The sequence below is a fragment of the Allobosea sp. TBD101 genome (assembly GCF_059817965.1).
This window is the reverse complement of the sequence record NZ_CM187543.1, coordinates 2,641,428-2,659,736: the sequence shown is the minus strand read 5'-3', so window position 1 is coordinate 2,659,736 and position 18,309 is coordinate 2,641,428. Positions and strand designations below refer to the sequence as shown.

Sequence of the window (18,309 nt, the reverse complement as noted above, 5' to 3'; positions counted from 1 at the left end):
GGCCATGCCATCGCTGCGGAATACAGCGTCGCATGCTCTAGACCGGGATCGCGCGCGAGGGAACCACCCCTCGCGTCATTCCGGACGGCGGAGATCGATTACTCCGCCGCCTCCTCCTCCGCCTTCTTCGCCTCGCTCTTCTTCTCGACCCGGCGCACCGAAAACACCGAAAGCTCGTAGAGCAGCATCATCGGGATCGCGAGCATGAGCTGCGAGATCACGTCCGGCGGGGTCAGCACCGCCGCCACGACGAAGACGAAGACGATGGCGTAGCGGCGCTTTTCCTTCAGGAACTTCGAATCGATCATGCCGGCCTGCCCGAGCAGGGTCAGGATCACCGGCAGCTGGAAGGCGATGCCGAAGGCGAAGATCAGGGTCATGATCAGCGAGAGATATTCGCTGACCTTCGGCAGGAGCGCGATGCCGGCCTGCGTCTCGGTCGCGGCCTGCTGCATGCCGAGCGAGAACTTCATCAGCACCGGCATGGCGAAGAAGAAGACCAGCATGGCGCCAAGCGTGAAGAACGCCGGTGTTGCCATCAGGTACGGTGCAAACGCCGCCTTCTCGTTCTTGTAGAGGCCGGGCGCCACGAACTTGTAGACCTGCGTCGCGATCACCGGGAAGGCGAAGAAGCCGGCGCCGAAGGCCGCCACCTTGATATGGGTGAAGAGCAGCTCGAGCGGGCCGGTATAGATCAGCTGCGCATTGGCGGCGCTGCCGGCGGCCCAGACATAGGGCAGCACGAGGATGTTGTAGATCTGCGTCGAGAAGCCGAAGCAGACGAAGAACATCAGCAGGAAGGCGATCAGCGACTTGATCAGCCGCGAGCGCAGCTCGACCAGATGCTCGATGAGCGGTGCGCGCGAGGCCTCGATCTCGTCCTCGCCCTCGCGAGGATTGGCGACGCTCATGCGGAATTCTCCTCGCCCTTGGCGGTCTTGCGCTTGCGGGCGGCCGGCTTGGCGGGTTCAGCCGGAGCTGCGGCAGCGACCTTAGGCTTGCGCGCGGCTGCCTTCGGTGCCTTAGCCGGCGCAGCCACGACAGGCACCGGATCCGGTGCTTCAGCGACAGCCGGTGCTTCGGCGGCCTTGGCGCTGCGCTTGCGGACGGGCTTCGCCGGAGCGGGCTCGGCCGCGACCGCCGGGGCAACCGGCGCCGCGACGACCGGGGCCGCCGGCTCGGCTGCGGCCTTGCTCGCGCGCTTCGGCTTGTCGGCGGGCTTGGGCGTCTCGGCCGCGATCTGGACCGGCGGCAGAGGCTCAGGCGGCGGCAGCGAGGCGAGCTTGGCCTCGGCCTCCTTCAGCGCGGCCTCGTCCGGCTTCGGCGCATCGGGCTTGGAAGCCTCGAAGTCCTTGATCGAGTCGATCGGCTTGAAATCATTGTTCAGCGCGCTCGACACCGATCCGCCGACATCCTCGACCTGCTTCTTCAGGTCGGCGAGCTCGGCCTCGCGCATCGCGTCGTTGAACTGCCCCTGGAACTCCGAGGCCATGCGCCTGACACGGCCAATCGTCTGGCCGACCGTGCGCAGGGCCTTGGGCAGGTCCTTCGGGCCGATAACGACCAGCGCCACCGCGCCGATCAGCACCATCTCGCTCCAGGCGATGTCGAACATCGACGGCTCGTCCTCTCAAGCCTGCCCCCGAAGGGGCAGCGGCATCAGGCCTTGTGCTCGGCCTTGGCCTGGGCCTGGGCAGCGGCGTTGTCGGCATTCGTCTGGTCGATCACCTTGGGATCGACGGTCGTAGCGGTCGGCGCCGCCGTCTCGTCATCCTCGGCCATGCCCTTCTTGAACGATTTGATGCCCTTGGCGACGTCGCCCATCAGCTCGGAAACCTTGCCGCGTCCGAACAGCAGCATCACGATGACGCCGACGACGATCCAGTGCCAAATGCTCACGCCACCCATGGCGAAACTCCTCCGAAATTGCGTCGACCGGGGCAGGCCCCAACCAAGTCCTTGTCCGGTCGATTGTTCGGCGGCGGAACCTATTGATCCGCAGCCGGAAACACAAGGACTTCATCCGACGGAATCTCGACCCCGATCTCGTCGCCCACCGCGATCTCGTCAGAGAGCGGCGCCCGCACCGACAGGGCCCGATCGAAGCCGTCGACCCTCACCTGCAGATGGTCGGCCTCCCCGAGGAAGCGCCGGCCGATCAATCGCCCACGCAGGTAATAGCCCTTCGGCACGATACGAACGCGGTGCGGCCGGATGCAGGCAATGGCGGCCGCGCCCTCCGCGATCCCCGGCGCTGCGAAGCGGCCGAACGGGGTATCGACGGCTCCATCGGAAACCCGCCCCTCGACCTCGGTTAAGTCGCAGAAAAATCGGGCGGCAAAGAGGCTGGCAGGCTGCCGGTAGAGTTCCTCGCCGGTGCCGATCTGGACGATCCGGCCGGCCCGCATCAGCACGATCCGGTCGGCAATCCGCATCGCGTCCTCGGGATCATGCGTGACGATGATCGAGGTCGCACCGGTCTCCTCCAGCAGGGCTGCGGTCTCGTCGCGCACCACATCGCGCAGACGCCGGTCGAGATTGGAGAACGGCTCGTCCATCAAGAGCACGCCCGGCCGCGGCGCGATCGCACGCGCCAGCGCCACGCGCTGCTGCTCGCCGCCCGAGAGCATATGCGGATAGGCATCGGCGAGTTCCGCGAGACCGACCCGCCCCAGCGCCCGCAAGGCGGTCGCATCGGCCGCGGCCGGAGCCTGGCCGCGCAGGCCGAAGCGGACATTCTCGCGCACCGAAAGATGCGGAAACAGGGCATAGTCCTGGAAGACGAAGCCGACGCCGCGATGCTCGGGCTCGACGAAACGATCGGGGTTGGAGACGTCACGCCCTTCCAGCAGGACGCGGCCGGCGCTCGGCCGCTCGACCCCGGCCGCGAGCCTGAGCAGCGTCGTCTTGCCGCAGCCGGATTGGCCGAGAAGCGCGACGATCTCGCCGGGTTTGACGGAAAGCGAGACATCGGACAGCGCCGTCACCGAACCGAAGCGTTGCGTCACGCCCTCGAAGCCGAGCGCCATCGGGATCGCCGCCCCGGCCGTGCCGCGCCGGCCCCAGCCGAGCCATCCTGATTTGGTTTCGCTCTGCGCCAATGCCCTGCTCCACCTATCCAAATTTGCGCTGTCATCCCGGGCGACCGAAGGGAGACCCGGGATCCATGCCGGAGCGCATCCAGCAGAAGCTCAGGCATGGATCCCGGATCGGCGCCGCTGACGCGGCTCGTCCGGGATGACATACGGAGGGGAGCAGCGACCTCAGCGTGCGCCCTCACCCCTGTTGCGATCCGCCTTCGCCGTCGTCAAGCGGGCTGAACAGATCGCCGAGCGGGTCCTCGTCGTCGCGCAAGCCCGGATCGTCGTCGGGAACGGGCACGGCGAGGTCGCGCGTCAGCCGCCCCTCGATGAAGCCCGTGCCCTTGAGTTCCTCGAGTCCCGGCAGGTCGTCGATGCGATCGAGCCCGAAATGATCGAGGAAGCCCGGCGTCGTCCCGTAGGTGATTGGCCGCCCCGGCGAGCGCCGCCGCCCGCGCAGGCGCACCCAGCCCGCCTCGAGCAGGATGTCGAGCGTGCCCTTGGCGGTGGCGACGCCGCGGATCTCCTCGATCTCGGCCCGCGTCACCGGCTGGTGATAGGCGATGATCGACAGCACCTCGAGCGCAGCCCGCGACAGGCGCCGCGGCGGTTCCGCCTCGGCCGCGAGCAGATAGCCGAGATCCGGCGCCGTGCGAAAGGCCCAGCCGCCGGCAACCTGGCGCAGATTGACCCCACGCAGCGCATAGCTTTCGACAAGCCGCGCCAGCACCTGATCGATCGCGATGCCGGCCGGAATCGCGCGCCCGAGCGCATCAGTGGTCAGCGGCGCGGCCGAAGCAAACAGAAGCGCCTCGACGACGCGCACCGCCTGCGCAAAGGCCTCCGCCCCGCCATCGGCCTCGACATCCCCGGACTCAGCCGCCGCGCCGGTCATGAAGCATCCTTGGCCGCGAAGGGCAGGCCTTCGGGCCGGGCCGAGCGGCGGCGCACCTGAATCGGCGCGAAGGCCTCATCCTGGCGGAGGTCGATCACCCCTTCCCGCACCATCTCGAGCATCGCCGACAGGGCTGAAGCCCGCACCGTCGCCCGCATCTCCCGCGCCGGCAGGCCGTGCGCCATCATGTATTGCATCAGGTAGCCGTCGAGCTCGGTCCAGTCTCCGGCCTCCCCGACCAGCCGCTGCAACGCCTCGCGCGCCTCGACCAGCGACCAGACGGCGCGGTGGCCGACCGAGATATGGCCCTGCACCCGCTTCTGCCGCTGCTGGGCATAGGCCGCGAGCAGATCGTAGAGCTCGGCCTCCCAGACCGGCCGGGCGCCGGCAACGATCTCCTCCGGCGCGCCGCGGGCGAACACGTCCTGCCCCAGCCGCTCGCGCGCCGAAAGCTTGTTGGCGGCAGCGCGGATCGCTTCCAGCCGGCGCAGTCGCAAGGCGAGAGCGGTCGCGAGATCGGCGGCGCTCGGCTCCTCGCCCCTGGGCGGTTCCGGCAGCAGCAGGCGCGACTTCAGATAGGCGAGCCAGGCCGCCATCACGAGATAGTCGGCCGCAAGTTCGAGACGCAGCGCCCGCGCCTCCTCGACGAAGGTGAGGTACTGCTCGGCCAGCGCCAGGATCGAAATGCGGTGCAGGTCGACCTTCTGCCGGCGCGCGAGATCGAGCAGCAGATCGAGCGGCCCTTCATAGCCGTCGACATCGACGACGAGCGAAGGCTCGCCCGCGCGCTCAGTGCGGTCTTCCTCGAATGGCAATTCGGCCGTCATGAGCCTCAGCCCCTACATCCCATACGCGCCGTCATCCCGGGCGACCGAAGGGAGACCCGGGATCCATGCCGGAACCTCTATCGGCCAAGCTCAGGCATGGATCCCGGATCTTCGCTTCGCTCCGTCCGGGATGACTGCACTTGGGAAAATTACATGCCCCAAGGTAGATTCGGCCGTTCAGGCGCTCAAGGCAAGCGCGGCCGACACTTCGGCGCGCGCGGCCTCCAGATCGACCGGCTCCGGCTCATGCCGGATGCGGCCGAGGGCGGCGGCGGCGCGGCGGGCGCGGGCGCCGGTCATCTCCGGCACGGCCCCGGCGACGGCGATCATCTCGTCCATGATGCCGTGGCAATGCAGGATGACATCGACCCCGGCACGGATCGCGGCGCGCGACTTCGCCTCGAACGAGCCCGACAGCGCCTTCATCGAGATGTCGTCGGTCATGATCAACCCGTCGAAGCCGAGCTCGCCGCGCATGATCTCGCGCACGATCTTCCGCGAGATCGTCGCCGGGTTCTTCGCGTCGAGCGCTGTGAAGACGAGATGCGCGGTCATCGCCAGCGGCATGTCGGCGAGATGCCGGAACGGCCGGAAATCATGCCCCCGCAATTCGTCCAGCGAGGCGTCGACGATCGGCAGGTCGTGATGGCTGTCGGCGCGCGCCCGGCCGTGGCCGGGCATATGCTTGACGACCGGCAGCACGCCGCCGGCGATCAGCCCCTCGGCGGCGGCCCGGCCGAGCCGCGCGACCTGATCGGGGTCATGAGCATAGGCCCGGTCGCCGATCACGTCATGGCTGCCGGCGACCGGCACGTCGAGCACCGGCAGGCAATCGACATCGATGCCGACTTGTCTCAGGTCATGCGCCATCAGGCGGGCGCTGAGGCGGACGATCTCGCGCTGGCGGATGGGATCGTTGATCGCGAGGAAGGCGCGCGCCGACTGGTATTTCGGCCAGTTCGGCGGCCCCATGCGCTGGACCCGCCCGCCCTCCTGATCGATCAGGATCGGCGCGTGCCAGCCAACGGTCTCGCGCATCTCCGCCGTCAGCGCCGCAGTCTGCTCGGGCGTCTGCGTGTTGCGCTTGAAGACGATGAAGCCCCAGGGCCTGGCGTCGCGGAAGAAGGCCCGCTCGTCAGCGGTGAGGCTCGTGCCGAGGCAGCCGGCGATGAAGGCGCGCGATGTCATGACATCGGGTTACGACATCGGCCCGAAAAGGCAAATGCGGTTTTCGGACCAGGCCGATGCGGGAAAGCAATGGCGAGGAGGCACCGTCATCGCCTCACCTTCGACGTCATCCCGGACAAGCCGCCTTCGGCGGCGCCGATCCGGGATCCATGCCGGAGCGCGTCCGGCATGGTTCAGGCGGATCCCGGGTCTCCCTACGGTCGCCCGGGATGACACGCCTTGGCGGGAAAGGTCCCTCACTTCACCTGCTGGTAGTTCTGCGCGTTGAAGGCGTCGAAGGGCAGTTCGGCGATGCGGAACCAGAGCTGTTCCTTCTTCCAGTACGGCAGGAAGGAATCGTAGAAGGTCTTGAAATTGGCGTTGCTGGCGGCGAGTTCGCCATACATGGCGAAAGCCTCCTTGAACGCCGCCGTCATCACCTCCTGCGGGAAGGGCCGCAGCTCCGCGCCCGTGCCGGCGAGGCGAATCAGCGCGTCGGGGTTGTTGTGGTCGTACTTGGCCAGGCAGTTCATGTTGGCCTCGGCGCAGGCCGCCTCGACGATCGCCTTGTAGGAGGCCGGCAGTTCGTTCCACTTGTCCTGGTTGGCGAGGAAGCTGACATTCGCGTTCCCCTCCCAGAAGCCGGGATAGTAATAGTACTTGGCGACCTTCACGAAGCCGAGCTTCTCATCGTCATAGGGACCGGAGAACTCGACGGCATCGAGCGTGCCGCGCTCCAGCGCCGGATAGATGTCGCCGCCGCCGATGGTCTGCGGCACGACGCCGAGGCGCGCCATGATCCGCCCGCCAAGGCCGGCGATCCGGAACTTCAGGCCCTTCAGGTCCTCCAGCGACTTGATCTCCTTGCGGAACCAGCCGCCCATCTGCGCGCCGGTATTGCCCGACGGGATGGTGTGGATGTTGTAGCCTTTCATGAAGGCACGGCAGAGTTCGAGCCCGCCGCCCTGGTAAAGCCAGGCATTCTGCTGGCGGGCATTGAAGCCGAAGGGCAGCGAGGTCTCGAAGGCGAAGGCCGGGTCCTTGCCGATATAGAAGCTCGCCAGCGTATGGCTGCACTCGACGGTGCCATTCTGCACGGCGTCGAGTGCCTGCAGCGGCGGCACGATCTCGCCGGGCGCGAAGACCTGGATCTGGAAATTGTTGTCGGTCGCCTCGGCCACGCGCTTCGCGACATGGGTCGAGATGCCATAGAGCGTGTCGAGGCTCTTGGGATAGCTCGAGGTCAGGCGCCAATTGATCTTGGGCTGCGACTGGGCGACAGCCGGCGCGGCGATGGCGGCGCTGCCGGCTGCACCTGCGGCAGCGGCCTTGACGAACTTGCGGCGATCCATGGGTTACCTCCAGCGTTCGGACGGCTGCCCCTTCGGGGCAAGCCTCGCGTTGTTGGGGAGGCTACTCGCATGGCCGAACGCATGAAACAAGCGCGGCGGCGCACCCTGTCATGCGTCTGATTCAAATGAAAACGGCGGCGCCCGATGGGCACCGCCGTCCGATCTCGTCGTGGGCCGATCGGATCAGTTCTTGGCGATGAAGCACTGTCCGCCGGCCGCCTGGAGCGCCGTGCACATCGAGGTCGCGTCCTCGCGGGAATACGGCCCGACGCGCAGGCGGAAGACGGTCTTGCCGCCCGCCAGCTCCGTCTTGCGGATGATCGGTGCCTGGCCGCCGAGCTGCTGCGGGTACTTGCGCTGGAGCGCCGCGAAGGTCGCGCGGGCCTCGGCATCGCTGCCGGGGGCGCCGAGCTGCACCACGAAATCGCCCGTTCCGGCGCGGACGGCGGCCGTCGCCGGGGCCGGCGGCACGGCCGCGGGAGCCGGAGCAGCGGCGGCGAGACGCGTCGGTGCGACCGGGGTGGTGGCGGCGGGCGGCGTCGTGGCGCGTTCCTGGACCTTCGGCGCGGCAGCCGCGACCGGAGCCGAAGCGGGACGCTGCGAGGCCGGGTTCGTCGCCTGGCTGGCGAGCGAGCGGCTCGGCGCCGAGCCGGTCGCGATCGGGCTGTCGATGGCGACCGGATTCTGCACCGGCGTGCCATCGGGGCGGATCGCGACGGTGCGGACCTTGCGCGGCTCGCCGAGACCCGGCACCGGCGGCATCGGGGTCAGTGCCGGCTCCGGCGGGATGATGCTGCGCTCGGGCGTGGTGGGGGCGGCGGCGAGCGCGTTACCCGCACCGGAGATCGGCCCCGGCATGACCACGCGCGGCGGCATTGAGCGGGCGGCCTGCTGGACGTCGACCGGCTGCTCCTCGTTGTTCACGACCTTGCTCTGCGCCTGGGGGGCGTCAGGGCTGCGCTCGTAGATCTGCTTGTTCTGATTCGGGATTTCGGCGCCGCCCGGATTGGCGGGAGCGACCTTGACCGGCCCGGAATCGGCCGTGATCACCGGAGGCTGGCCATCCTTCGTGGCCGAGCCGCCGCGCAGAGTGAAGGCAGCGCCGACACCGACGAGGCCGACGGCGATGACCGCCGCAGCCGCCCAGAGCCCCTTGCGCGAACGGCGCGGCTCCAGGTCGGGCATGTCATCTTCGCTATAATCCGGCGTCGGAGCGCCCTGCTGATGGGCATGACCATAGTCGTAGGCCGGCTCTTCATGCGCATAGGCGGCCGGAGCCTGGCGGTATTGCGCACCCTCGTCGAGATCGCGCGGCGCAGCTGCCCCCTGGATCGCAGCCGGACGAGCGTAGGGCAGCGGCTCGGGCAGGTCGAAATCGGGCTGATAGTCAGGCTGAGGAGCCGGCGGCGTCGGCGCCCGCACAGGCGCTTCCGCCCGGCGCGGCTGGGTACTGCGCAGCAGCGCCTCGAACTCGTCGAGCGCGCCGCGCATCTCGGCTGGCGGCTGGCTCACCTCGGGAACGGCCGGCGCCGGCTGCTGCGGCACGACCTCGAAGCTCGGCTCCTGGCGCGCGACAGGGCGCGGCGACTGGCGCCGCTCGGCGAAGATATCCTTGAGCGGATCGTCCTGCCCGACGATCCGGGTCAGTTCCGCAAGCGGGTCGGCCTGCTGCCCAGGGCGGGGCGCCTGCCCTGCTCCGCGCAGCTGGCGCTCGAGATCTTCGAGATCGAGCGCGAAACGGTTCCTAGCTGGCTCACTCATGGTACGATCCATTCCAGCACAAGCCGCTTCCTCCTATGGAAGAACCGGGAACTCTGTGCGGTCAACCTGACCTTGTGCGCGCCGCCGGAAAGACCTTTCCGTCAGCGCATCTCTTCCGGCGCCGCAACTCCGGCGACAGCCAGACCGGAAGCAAGGACGCTGCGCACCGCGTGCACAAACGCCAATCTTGCCAAGGTCGACTTTCGATCAGTTTGATTAACGAACCGTAATTGCGGCGAGTCTTTGCCCTTGTTCCAGAGCGAATGGAAGGCGCTCGCCAGCTCGTGGACGAAGAAGGCGACGCGATGCGGCTCATGCGCGGCGGCTGCGCCCTCGATGATTCGCGGATAGGATGCGAGCATCTTGACGATGCCGACTTCCGCCTCGTCGGTCAGGATCGACAGGTCGGCCCCGGCCAGCGCCGGCGTCGACAGGTCGAGGTCCGGGAACGCCTCGCGGGCCTGCCGGAAGATCGAGGCGCAGCGCGCATGCGCGTACTGGACGTAGAAGACCGGGTTGTCCTTCGACTGCTCGACGACCTTGCCGAGATCGAAATCCAGCGTCGCGTCATTCTTGCGGAAGATCATCATGAAGCGCACCGCATCGCGGCCGACCTCGTCGATCACCTCGCGCAGCGTGACGAAATCGCCGGAGCGCTTCGACATGCGCACCTGCTCGCCGTTCCGCAGCAGGCGCACGAGCTGGCAGAGCTTGACGTCGAGCGAGCCCTGCCCGTTCGTCACCGCCTTCACGGCCGCCTGCATGCGCTTGACATAGCCGCCATGGTCGGCGCCCCAGACGTCGATCATCTCGGGGAAGCCGCGCACGAACTTGGAGCGGTGATAGGCGATGTCGTTGGCGAAATAGGTGTAGCTGCCATCCGACTTCAGCAGCGGCCGGTCGACGTCGTCGCCGAACTTGGTGGCCCGGAACAGCGTCTGCTCGCGGTCCTCCCAATCCTCGTCCTTCTGGCCCTTCGGCGGCGGCAAACGGCCCTCATAGACCAGGTCGCGCGCGCGCAGGTCCTCGATGGTCTGATGCACGGCATTCGTATCGCCGTCCCGCCCCTGCAGCGAACGCTCCGAGAAGAAGAGCTCGTGGACAACGCCGAGCGCAGCGAGATCGTCGCGGATCATCGCCATCATGCCGTCGATCGCCGCCTGCCGGACGAGCGGCAGCCAGTCCCATTCGGCCTTGTCGCGCAAAGCCGGGCCATACTGCTCGGCGAGCGCCTTGCCGACCGAGACCAGATAATCGCCGGGATAGAGCCCCTCGGGAATCGCGCCGATATCCTCGCCCAGCGCCTCGCGATAGCGCAGGAAGGCGGAGCGGGCGAGCACATCGACCTGCGCGCCGGCATCGTTGATGTAGTATTCGCGGGTGACGTCATGGCCGGCAAAGGCGAGCAGGCTCGCCAGCGCATCGCCGAACACCGCGCCACGGCCATGGCCGACATGCATCGGCCCGGTCGGGTTGGCCGAGACGTACTCGACATTGACCTTCGGCTCGGGCTTTGGTGCGCCGCGCCCGTAATCCAGCCCAGCCTCGATCGCCGCCTTCAGAACCGCCGTGAACACGGCCGGCTGCAGCGTCAGGTTGATGAAGCCGGGGCCGGCGATCTCCGCCTTGATGATCTCCGGGTCCTTGGACAGCTCCTCGACCAGCAGCGTCGCCAGCGCGCGCGGGTTGGTGCCGGCATCCTTGGCCAGAACCATCGCAGCATTGGTGGCGAGATCGCCATGGGCCGGGTCCTTGGTCGGCTCGACCACGACGCGCGCGAGATTGAGGCCGGCCGGAAGCGCGCCTCGCTCGGCCAAAGCCGAGAGCGCAGCGTGAAGACGGGCGGAATAGATCTCGAACAGGTTCATTGCGGCCACGATTGCGGATGGAAAGCCGCCCGGCCCTATCGCAGCGAGGGGGTGGCGTCAAACAGGCGGCGGTGCTCGTCGAGCGCGTACCAGTCCGTCATGCCCGCGATATAGTCGGCGATACGCCGGGCGCGGCGGTGCTCGTCGAGCGGATCGCAACCCGCCGCCCATTCCTCCGGCATCGCCGCCGGATCGGCGCTGAAGCGCTCGAACAGCTCGCGCACGACCTGCGCCGCATCGGCCCGGATCGGCGCGATGCGCGGGTGGCGATACATGTTGGGATAGAGGAAGCCCTTGATATCGCGGTCGGCCTTCTCGATCACCGGCGAGAAGGCGATGACGGGAGCATTCGCCCGCCGGATCGCATCCGCATCATCGGGCATCAATTCGGTCAGGCGCCGCTGCGATTCCGCGATCACGTCTTCGACGAAGCGCGTGATAACCCGCCGCACCAGCTCGTTGGTGGCGCGCGCCCGCTCCAGCCCCGGATGACGCCGCTCGATCTCGTCGAGCAGTTCGGCCAGGAACGGCACGGCCCGAAGCTCGGCATGCCCGAACAGCCCGGCCCGCAACCCGTCGTCGATATCATGAGCGTTGTAGGCGATGTCGTCGGCCAGCGCCGCGGCTTGCGCCTCCGCCGAGGCATAGCTGTCGAGCCAGAGGTCCTGACGCTCCTGATACTCGACGATCGCGACCGGGATGCCGCTCTTGGCATAGCGCGCCGTCGGTTTGCCTTCGTGGTCGAGCAGCGGGCCGTTATGCTTGACCAGCCCTTCGAGCGTCTCCCAGCTCAGGTTGAGCCCGTCGAAATCGGCATAGCGCCGCTCCAGCCGCGTCACGATCCTGAGCGTCTGGGCGTTGTGGTCGAAGCCGCCGAACCCGGCCATGCATTCTTCCAGCGCGTCCTCGCCGGTATGGCCGAAGGGCGTGTGGCCGAGGTCATGCGCCAGCGCCAGCGCTTCGGCCAGATCCTCGTCGAGGCCGAGTGCGCGTGCCAAAGCGCGGGCGATCTGCGCCACCTCGATCGTATGGGTCAGGCGCGTGCGGTAATGGTCGCCCTCATGCGAGACGAAGACCTGCGTCTTGTGCTTCAGCCGGCGGAAGGCGGTCGAATGGATGATGCGATCGCGGTCGCGCTGGAACTCGCCGCGCGTCGCCGAAGCCGGCTCCGCCACCAGCCGGCCGCGGCTCGTCGTCGAGCGGCAGGCATAGGGCGCGCGCCAGCGCTCCCCCGGCTCGGTGCGGGACGCGAAGGAAAAGCCGGAAGGCTGGTTCTGTGGATGCGGCATGGCTGCCCCGTCGCGCGCCCGAGCTTGTAGAGGCGCTGCCGGGCCATTACCTTCCCGGGTAACCAGGGTGCAAGGCGCATCTGCCCAAGGAGCCCCGAATATGTCGACCGATCTTGCGGTCAACCCGCGCGGCATCGCGGTCACCGCAAATGCCGCCAAACGAATTCTCTCGGTGATGGCGCAGGAGCCGCCGGGCTCGATGCTGCGCGTCAGCGTCGCCGGCGGCGGCTGCTCCGGCTTCCAGTACATCTTCGACGTCGATCGGGAGAAAGCGGCGGACGATCTCGTCATCGAGCGCGACGGCGCGACCGTCCTGATCGACGAAACCTCGCTCGACCTGCTCGAAGGCTGCACGATCGACTTCGTCGACGACCTGATCGGCCAGTCCTTCCGCATCACCAATCCGAATGCGACGAGTTCCTGCGGCTGCGGGACGTCCTTCGCTGTCTAGGGCTTAGGCGACGCGCCCGGTTGCGCGCTTCAGGACGGGCTTGCCGTACTGGCCGAGACGGGCGATCTCGGAATCGAGCACGACCTCGCCGAAGACCCTGACGAGATCGCGGTCGAGTTTTCCGCCCATCGCGACGAGCACCGCATAGGCATCCCCCGGCGACATCGGCGGCTTGTAGCTGCGCCGCTCGATCAGCGCGGCATAGACGTCGCAAATGGTGATGATCCGCACCGGGTCAGGGATGTCGCCGCCGCTGAGCCCATGCGGATAGCCCGAGCCGTCGAGATATTCGTGATGCGACAGCACCGCGGTGAGGACCAGCGGCGCGAAGCCCCCTTGCGCGACCAGCATGCCATGGCCATCGCCCGGGTGCCGGCGCATCACCTCGCGTTCCGCCGGCGACAGGCCCGCAGGCTTGCGCAATATCTCGAGGGGAATCCGGGCCTTGCCGATATCGTGCAGGACCGCCGCCTCGGCGATCAGCCGCCGGTCGGCCTCGCGGAAGCCGAGCCGATGCGCGAAGGCCGCCGCCAGGCCGGAAACGAGCAGGCAATGCTGGTAGGTGGCATCATCGTGCCGCCACACCATGTCGAGCCAGGCGTTGAGATCGCCGCCATCGGCGGCGCGGTTGAGCGCGGTGACGCTGTCCTCGATCGCCTTCGCCGGCAATCCGACGCCGGTCTCAGCCGCCCCCATCAGATCGGCGAACGCCGCCGAGGCCGCCACGAAGCGCCGCCCCAGCGCCGCCGCGTCATCGGTCTGGTCCGACGGGGCCAGCAGCAGACCGACCTTGTCGAGCAGCACGGCCGTTGAGACATCCGCCGGCAGGATATCCGTCGCGCCGAGCGCATTGGCCTGAATCTGGCAGCGGCTCGACATATCGCGGAGCAGGAAGATGCAATGCGAACCGGCATGCAGGCGCGGCGCGAGCGCCGCACGAGCCGCCTCGATGCTCAATCGTTCGGACAGGTCGAGATCGACGACGAGAAGACCAGCGCCGTCATACGGGACATCCCCACCAGGCGACAGCGCCGTGCACGGCCCCCAGATCGAGAGAACCCGCTGCAACGCCTGACGGCGTTCGTCGTGATCACTGAGCAGAAGAACGATGACGCGGCCTCCAGAGAAGCCAACATCTGAAAACCGCGCGGATTGATGAACCGTAAAGCCCGCTGCGAATACTCGGGCCTATCACGAATAAAAACCGTGCAAGAAAACGTCGCTCAGGAAAAACCGAAGGAGCGGCTGCCCCCTCGCTCCCTTCGCGCCTCAGTGCGCCGCCGTCGCGGCCACGTCCTGCTCGAGATGAATCTCGGCAGCCATCAGCCCCTTCGGTCCGGGGCCATAGCGCACCAGCACCGTCTGTCCCGGCACCAGCTCGACGAGGCCGTAGCGGCGCAGCGTCTCCATATGCACGAAGATATCGGGCGCACCCTCGCCCTTCGAGACGAAGCCGAAGCCGCGCAGGCGGTTGAACCACTTCACCTCCATGCGCTCCAGCCCGCTCGTCGGCGAAACCGCGACATTGGTGCGCGCCATCGGCATCTCGGAGGGGTGGCGGCCAACGGACGTGTCGATCGAGAGCACGCGCACCGCCTGGCGGCCCCGCTGCTTCTCGACGGCTTCGAGCACGATGCGAGCCCCTTCCGCTATCGTATTGAATCCATCACGCTTCAGGATCGTGACATGGAGGAGCACATCGGCGCCGCCCGCCTCCGGCACGACGAAGCCATAGCCCTTGGAGACATCGAACCACTTGACGTAGCCAATGACCTCGACCGGCACCTCTGTCGCGTGGCTGCCCGCCCCATCGAGCCGCATGACGCGATTGAGTGACTGGATGGGACCCATCGGTGGCCGCCCGCTCTCACCGAATTCGTCGGACATGTGCCGCTCACCCCCACGCGCAACGCTTGATTCGTGCTGTCACGATACCATTGCTGCCGATTCAGGATACAGCCCCGAAAAATTCGTCCACATCATCCGGTGCCCGGACAATCGGGCGGATCAGCTCATCGCCCGACGCGTAACGGCTGAGACCAAGCCCGTGGCATGATGCCGAAACGCCACATCATCGGGATTCGCCATGCTCGACCTGCCTACGCTCGCGCTCTTCACCGCCGCGGCGGCGGTTCTGACAGCCACGCCCGGCCCCGACATGCTGCTGATCGCCTCGCGCAGCCTGAGCCAGGGCCGGATGGCCGGCCTCCTCACCTATGCCGGCATTGCGATAGGCAGCTACCTCCAGGCCTTCGCCGCGGCCTTCGGCCTGTCCCAGCTCTTCATCCTCGTGCCCACGGCCTATGACGTGCTGCGCTGGGTCGGCGCGGCCTATCTCGCCTATCTCGCCTGGACGACCTTGCGCTCGCAGGCACCGCTCTTCGCGCCCGGCCGCGTCGCCGCCGTCCCGCTGCGCCGCATCTTCCTGCAAGGCCTCTGGACCAACCTGCTCAATCCGAAGATGGCGCTGTTCATGTTGGCGCTGCTGCCGCAGTTCCTGAAGCCGGAACTGGGCTCGATCACGCTTCAGGTCATCGTTCTCGCGACGATCCTGAACGTCATGGGCTTCCTGACGAACGGCATCGTCATCCTTGCAGCGAGTCGCATCGGCCAGGCGCTGGCCAGCCGGCCGGCTCTCGCGCGCCTGCCGCAAAGGCTGATGGGCGCGGTCTTCGGCGGACTGGCGGTCAGGCTCGCGCTCGCCTCGCGCGATTAGGCCCGCAATGCGCCGAGCACCGCACCGCTCTCGGCGCGGATGACAAGGTCCGCGATCGGGTCGAGCTCCGTCGGCTCGCGGTTGAGAATGACGAGCTTCGCACCCTGCCGCTTGGCGATCACCGGCAGGGTCGCCGCCGGATAGACCACCAGCGACGAGCCGACGACGAGAAAGAGGTCGCATTCCAGCGCCAGTAACTGTGCCCGCTTCATCGCCTCCTGCGGCATCGCCTGCCCGAAGGAGATCGTCGCCGATTTCACCGGCCCGGCGCAGATCATGCACTCCGGCGGCTCGCCGGTGGCCTCAAAGACGGGCCGGATCGCCACCAACTCGTGCCGCCAGCCGCAGGTCAGGCAGGTCGCATAGGTGCCGTTGCCATGCAGCTCGATCACCCTCTCCTCAGGCACGCCCGAAGCCTGGTGCAGGCCATCGATGTTCTGGGTGACGATGGCGGGCGAGTGTCCCTCGGCTACCAGGCGGGCCAGCGCCCGATGGCCGCTGTTCGGCGCTGCCCCGCGATAATGATCGTCCATCGTGAACTTGCGGCGCCAGGCCTCGATGCGGACCTCGCGGCTCTCTACGAAGGCGTCGTAGGGAATCGGCTTGTTGACCATCCAGGGCGAGCCGGGCGTGCGAAAATCCGGAACGCCCGATTCCGTCGAGATGCCGGCGCCGGTGAAGCTGACGATATCGTCCGCCTCGTCGAGCAGTTCCTGCAACGCGGCGATGGCATCCTCGGTTTCATCCTGCATGCGTCGGCCCGGTCGCTGAATTGGAAGTCTCCCAGATATGGCGCGGGTTTGTTGCGCTTCCAAGGCGATTGACGGAAAGCCGCGCACGCCGCAAATCAGAGGCACCATGCCGACGACCGCCAGCGCCCAGCTCAATCCCGATCTCATCGAGACCGGCACGCCGCCGATCCCGGAGGCGCAAGGCTGGGCGCGCGCCTATGGCGGAGCCCGCGGCCCGCTCATCGACCTCTCGCAGGCGGTGCCCGGCGCCCCGCCCCCAGTGACCCTGCTCGAGAAGCTCGCAGCGGCCGCGGCCGAGCCCGGCAGCACGCGCTATGGCGGCATCACCGGCGATGCGGCCTTGCGCGAGGCCTATGCCGCCGAGATCTCGCGCATCTACGGCACAGCCTTCGCGCCGGCCGAGGTCGCGATCACCTCGGGCTGCAACCAGGCCTATGTCGTGACGATGATGGCGCTGGCGCGGGCCGGCGACAACGTGCTGCTGCCGACGCCCTGGTATTTCAACCACGAGATGACGCTGACCATGCTCGGCGTCGAGGCCCGCCCGCTGCCCTGCGCGCCGGAGGCCGGATTCGTGCCGGATGTCGCGACTGCCGAGGCGCTGATCGACGACCGCACGCGCGCCATCGTGCTCGTCACCCCCAACAACCCGACCGGCGCGGTCTATCCGCCGGAGACCATCGCCGCCTTCGCCGCGCTCTGCGCGAAGCGCGGCATCTGGCTGGTGCTCGACGAGACCTATCGCGATTTCCTGCCTGCGGATGTTGCCAAGCCGCATGAGGTCTTCGCGACAACGAGCTGGCAGGATTCGGTGATCGGCCTCTACAGCTTCTCGAAGGCCTATGCGATTCCGGGTTGGCGTCTTGGCGCGATCACGGCCGGTGAACCAGCGCTCGCCCAGATCGGCAAGGTGCTGGACTGCGTCCAGATCAGCCCGGTCCGGGCCGGGCAGGCGGCGGTCACCTGGGGCATCGACGGCATCCGCGACTGGCGCGAACGTAACCGCGCCGAGATCAACGCCCGCGCCGATCTCTTCCGGCAGGCAATGGCGCCGCTGAACGGTTGGCGCGTGCTTTCGGCCGGCGCCTATTTCGCCTATGTCGCCCACCCGTTCGAGGGTGTGAAGGCGGCAGAGGTGGCGCGCCGGCTCGTCGAGGATTGCGGCGTGCTCGCCCTGCCAGGTCCCTATTTCGGTCCCGGACAGGAGAACCACCTGCGCATCGCCATCGCCAATGTCGCGGCCGACAGGATCGAAGGGCTGCGCGAGCGGCTGACGGGGTTTTCGCTCTGACCTGAAGCCAGCTGTACCGTCATGCTCGCCCTTGTGGCGAGCATCCACGTCTTGAACACGGATTGCATTGGCGCAGACGTGGATGGTCGGGACAAGCCCGACCATGACGGGAAAGCTCTGGCGACACCGGGCTTACCGGAACAGCGCCGCGTAACGGTCGCGATAGGCCCAGACCAGCATCGAGCCCAGCACCACGAGGATGACCGCGACCGGCAGGCCCTGCGGGTTGATCGTGGCATGGAACAGCACGATCACCGCCATCACGGGGGCGATCAGCGCCAGCCCGAAGGCCGGCACGACATTCGAGATCAGGCTGAGCGCGCCGGTCAGGTTGATCGCCTTGATGAAGGGCCAGATGAAGCCTGAATCCTGCAAGGCGGTCTCGAAGACGACGCCGCGCGGGCTGGTCGGCGGATGGATCAGGTTCGCGCCCGTGGCGAGCCACCAGAAGCCGTCGACGGCGCTGATCAGGAAGATCACCCCGAGCAGGACGCGCGGGATGGTGACGAGGAAGAAGGTCTTCATGGAGATCCGGACCGTTGGAAGGAAGGACCCCGGCAGCGCCGGAGCCATCCTTGGTCGCCTCAGCCGCGCACCGGGTTCAATCGGCGCGGCAGAAAATCGGATCGTTCGGCCTGAGAGTCCGACTGGAAATTCCATGAGCCCTCATCCTGAGGAGCCGCGGCAGCGGCGTCTCGAAGGATGCTTCAGGAGGCTCCGGAATCCGCTGGACCATCCTTCGAGACGGCCCTGCGGGCCTCCTCAGGATGAGGGCTTCCATTTCAAGCGGCCACCGAGGCGGCGTCGATCTTCGAATGCAACGATTTCGAGCCGCGCCTTTATCATTCCGGGGCTTCGCG

19 protein-coding genes are annotated in these 18,309 nt (G+C 67.6%); 4 read left to right on the top strand and 15 right to left on the bottom strand.

All coding sequences use genetic code 11. From position 1 onward, the window contains the following. Positions 1 to 98: 98 nt before the first annotated feature. The 11 genes from tatC to AC6RIC_RS12995 form a co-directional block, all read right to left on the bottom strand. A complete protein-coding gene (gene tatC / locus AC6RIC_RS13045) occupies positions 99 to 911 on the bottom strand; it encodes a twin-arginine translocase subunit TatC (RefSeq protein WP_499736456.1) in 813 nt (270 codons plus the stop codon). Beyond that, positions 908 to 1,615 (bottom strand): Sec-independent protein translocase protein TatB, encoded by a 708-nt coding sequence (gene tatB, locus AC6RIC_RS13040; protein WP_499736455.1) that lies wholly within the window; start codon positions 1,613 to 1,615, stop codon positions 908 to 910. The genes tatC and tatB overlap by 4 nt, the downstream gene beginning before the upstream one ends. Positions 1,616 to 1,659: 44 nt before the next feature. Continuing rightward, positions 1,660 to 1,908: a twin-arginine translocase TatA/TatE family subunit gene (locus AC6RIC_RS13035; protein ID WP_499736454.1), complete on the bottom strand. Its 249-nt coding sequence runs from the start codon at positions 1,906 to 1,908 to the stop codon at positions 1,660 to 1,662. Between the two features lie 80 nt (positions 1,909 to 1,988). Then, positions 1,989 to 3,029: an ABC transporter ATP-binding protein gene (locus AC6RIC_RS13030; RefSeq protein ID WP_454658981.1), complete on the bottom strand. Its 1,041-nt coding sequence runs from the start codon at positions 3,027 to 3,029 to the stop codon at positions 1,989 to 1,991. Between the two features lie 247 nt (positions 3,030 to 3,276). Beyond that, positions 3,277 to 3,975, bottom strand: coding sequence for an SMC-Scp complex subunit ScpB (gene scpB, locus AC6RIC_RS13025; RefSeq protein WP_499736453.1), 699 nt, complete (start codon positions 3,973 to 3,975; stop codon positions 3,277 to 3,279). Continuing rightward, on the bottom strand, positions 3,972 to 4,802 hold the full coding sequence (locus AC6RIC_RS13020) for a segregation and condensation protein A (protein WP_499736452.1): 831 nt from the start codon (positions 4,800 to 4,802) through the stop codon (positions 3,972 to 3,974). Before AC6RIC_RS13020 ends, scpB begins: the two co-directional genes overlap by 4 nt. Before the next feature lie 177 nt (positions 4,803 to 4,979). Next, complete coding sequence (gene nagZ, locus AC6RIC_RS13015) at positions 4,980 to 5,990, bottom strand: beta-N-acetylhexosaminidase (RefSeq protein WP_499736451.1); 1,011 nt, start codon at positions 5,988 to 5,990, stop codon at positions 4,980 to 4,982. Between the two features lie 236 nt (positions 5,991 to 6,226). Next, a complete protein-coding gene (locus AC6RIC_RS13010; protein ID WP_499736450.1) occupies positions 6,227 to 7,321 on the bottom strand; it encodes a TRAP transporter substrate-binding protein in 1,095 nt (364 codons plus the stop codon). Between the two features lie 183 nt (positions 7,322 to 7,504). Then, positions 7,505 to 9,082, bottom strand: coding sequence for an SPOR domain-containing protein (locus tag AC6RIC_RS13005; protein WP_499736449.1), 1,578 nt, complete (start codon positions 9,080 to 9,082; stop codon positions 7,505 to 7,507). 101 nt (positions 9,083 to 9,183) lie between these two features. Further along, the gene (gene argS / locus AC6RIC_RS13000) at positions 9,184 to 10,950 is read right to left on the bottom strand and encodes an arginine--tRNA ligase (protein WP_488849575.1); all 1,767 of its coding nucleotides are present in this window, start codon (positions 10,948 to 10,950) and stop codon (positions 9,184 to 9,186) included. Positions 10,951 to 10,985: 35 nt separating this feature from the next. Then, positions 10,986 to 12,239 carry a deoxyguanosinetriphosphate triphosphohydrolase gene (locus AC6RIC_RS12995; protein WP_499736448.1) on the bottom strand — a complete coding sequence of 418 codons (1,254 nt, stop codon included), beginning with the start codon at positions 12,237 to 12,239 and terminating at the stop codon, positions 10,986 to 10,988. A gap of 100 nt (positions 12,240 to 12,339) precedes the next feature. Between AC6RIC_RS12995 and AC6RIC_RS12990 the strand changes: the two genes are divergently transcribed. Further along, the gene (locus tag AC6RIC_RS12990; RefSeq protein WP_454656662.1) at positions 12,340 to 12,690 is read left to right on the top strand and encodes a HesB/IscA family protein; all 351 of its coding nucleotides are present in this window, start codon (positions 12,340 to 12,342) and stop codon (positions 12,688 to 12,690) included. 3 nt (positions 12,691 to 12,693) lie between these two features. Here the strand turns inward: AC6RIC_RS12990 and AC6RIC_RS12985 are convergent, their stop codons facing one another. Further along, positions 12,694 to 13,569 carry an HD-GYP domain-containing protein gene (locus tag AC6RIC_RS12985; protein WP_499736447.1) on the bottom strand — a complete coding sequence of 292 codons (876 nt, stop codon included), beginning with the start codon at positions 13,567 to 13,569 and terminating at the stop codon, positions 12,694 to 12,696. A gap of 21 nt (positions 13,570 to 13,590) precedes the next feature. On the opposite strand from AC6RIC_RS12985, the gene AC6RIC_RS12980 reads away from it, so the two are divergent. Then, positions 13,591 to 13,830, top strand: coding sequence for a hypothetical protein (locus AC6RIC_RS12980; RefSeq protein ID WP_499736446.1), 240 nt, complete (start codon positions 13,591 to 13,593; stop codon positions 13,828 to 13,830). A gap of 129 nt (positions 13,831 to 13,959) precedes the next feature. Here AC6RIC_RS12980 and AC6RIC_RS12975 read toward each other — a convergent pair whose 3' ends face one another. Further along, positions 13,960 to 14,577, bottom strand: coding sequence for a cold-shock protein (locus tag AC6RIC_RS12975; protein WP_454656659.1), 618 nt, complete (start codon positions 14,575 to 14,577; stop codon positions 13,960 to 13,962). 199 nt (positions 14,578 to 14,776) lie between these two features. Here AC6RIC_RS12975 and AC6RIC_RS12970 point away from each other — a divergent pair, with 199 nt between their 5' ends. Next, a complete protein-coding gene (locus tag AC6RIC_RS12970) occupies positions 14,777 to 15,406 on the top strand; it encodes a LysE family translocator (RefSeq protein ID WP_499736445.1) in 630 nt (209 codons plus the stop codon). On the opposite strand, the gene AC6RIC_RS12965 is transcribed toward AC6RIC_RS12970, so the two are convergent. After that, positions 15,403 to 16,158 (bottom strand): SIR2 family NAD-dependent protein deacylase, encoded by a 756-nt coding sequence (locus AC6RIC_RS12965; RefSeq protein ID WP_499736444.1) that lies wholly within the window; start codon positions 16,156 to 16,158, stop codon positions 15,403 to 15,405. The genes AC6RIC_RS12970 and AC6RIC_RS12965 overlap by 4 nt on opposite strands. Before the next feature lie 106 nt (positions 16,159 to 16,264). On the opposite strand from AC6RIC_RS12965, the gene AC6RIC_RS12960 reads away from it, so the two are divergent. Beyond that, the gene (locus AC6RIC_RS12960; protein WP_499736443.1) at positions 16,265 to 17,449 is read left to right on the top strand and encodes an aminotransferase; all 1,185 of its coding nucleotides are present in this window, start codon (positions 16,265 to 16,267) and stop codon (positions 17,447 to 17,449) included. Between the two features lie 132 nt (positions 17,450 to 17,581). On the opposite strand, the gene AC6RIC_RS12955 is transcribed toward AC6RIC_RS12960, so the two are convergent. Then, positions 17,582 to 17,974 carry a hypothetical protein gene (locus tag AC6RIC_RS12955; protein WP_454656655.1) on the bottom strand — a complete coding sequence of 131 codons (393 nt, stop codon included), beginning with the start codon at positions 17,972 to 17,974 and terminating at the stop codon, positions 17,582 to 17,584. Between the last annotated feature and the right edge of the window lie 335 nt (positions 17,975 to 18,309).

Bases quoted from the DNA above. Each gene is read 5' to 3' on its own strand.
- tatC (WP_499736456.1), bottom strand. From the start codon at position 911: ATGAGCGTCGCCAATCCTCGCGAGGGCGAGGACGAGATCGAGGCCTCG.
- tatB (WP_499736455.1), bottom strand. From the start codon at position 1,615: ATGTTCGACATCGCCTGGAGCGAGATGGTGCTGATCGGCGCGGTGGCG.
- AC6RIC_RS13035 (WP_499736454.1), bottom strand. From the start codon at position 1,908: ATGGGTGGCGTGAGCATTTGGCACTGGATCGTCGTCGGCGTCATCGTG.
- AC6RIC_RS13030 (WP_454658981.1), bottom strand. From the start codon at position 3,029: ATGGCGCTCGGCTTCGAGGGCGTGACGCAACGCTTCGGTTCGGTGACG.
- scpB (WP_499736453.1), bottom strand. From the start codon at position 3,975: ATGACCGGCGCGGCGGCTGAGTCCGGGGATGTCGAGGCCGATGGCGGG.
- AC6RIC_RS13020 (WP_499736452.1), bottom strand. From the start codon at position 4,802: ATGACGGCCGAATTGCCATTCGAGGAAGACCGCACTGAGCGCGCGGGC.
- nagZ (WP_499736451.1), bottom strand. From the start codon at position 5,990: ATGACATCGCGCGCCTTCATCGCCGGCTGCCTCGGCACGAGCCTCACC.
- AC6RIC_RS13010 (WP_499736450.1), bottom strand. From the start codon at position 7,321: ATGGATCGCCGCAAGTTCGTCAAGGCCGCTGCCGCAGGTGCAGCCGGC.
- AC6RIC_RS13005 (WP_499736449.1), bottom strand. From the start codon at position 9,082: ATGAGTGAGCCAGCTAGGAACCGTTTCGCGCTCGATCTCGAAGATCTC.
- argS (WP_488849575.1), bottom strand. From the start codon at position 10,950: ATGAACCTGTTCGAGATCTATTCCGCCCGTCTTCACGCTGCGCTCTCG.
- AC6RIC_RS12995 (WP_499736448.1), bottom strand. From the start codon at position 12,239: ATGCCGCATCCACAGAACCAGCCTTCCGGCTTTTCCTTCGCGTCCCGC.
- AC6RIC_RS12990 (WP_454656662.1), top strand. From the start codon at position 12,340: ATGTCGACCGATCTTGCGGTCAACCCGCGCGGCATCGCGGTCACCGCA.
- AC6RIC_RS12985 (WP_499736447.1), bottom strand. From the start codon at position 13,569: ATGTCGAGCCGCTGCCAGATTCAGGCCAATGCGCTCGGCGCGACGGAT.
- AC6RIC_RS12980 (WP_499736446.1), top strand. From the start codon at position 13,591: ATGCGAACCGGCATGCAGGCGCGGCGCGAGCGCCGCACGAGCCGCCTC.
- AC6RIC_RS12975 (WP_454656659.1), bottom strand. From the start codon at position 14,577: ATGTCCGACGAATTCGGTGAGAGCGGGCGGCCACCGATGGGTCCCATC.
- AC6RIC_RS12970 (WP_499736445.1), top strand. From the start codon at position 14,777: ATGCTCGACCTGCCTACGCTCGCGCTCTTCACCGCCGCGGCGGCGGTT.
- AC6RIC_RS12965 (WP_499736444.1), bottom strand. From the start codon at position 16,158: ATGCAGGATGAAACCGAGGATGCCATCGCCGCGTTGCAGGAACTGCTC.
- AC6RIC_RS12960 (WP_499736443.1), top strand. From the start codon at position 16,265: ATGCCGACGACCGCCAGCGCCCAGCTCAATCCCGATCTCATCGAGACC.
- AC6RIC_RS12955 (WP_454656655.1), bottom strand. From the start codon at position 17,974: ATGAAGACCTTCTTCCTCGTCACCATCCCGCGCGTCCTGCTCGGGGTG.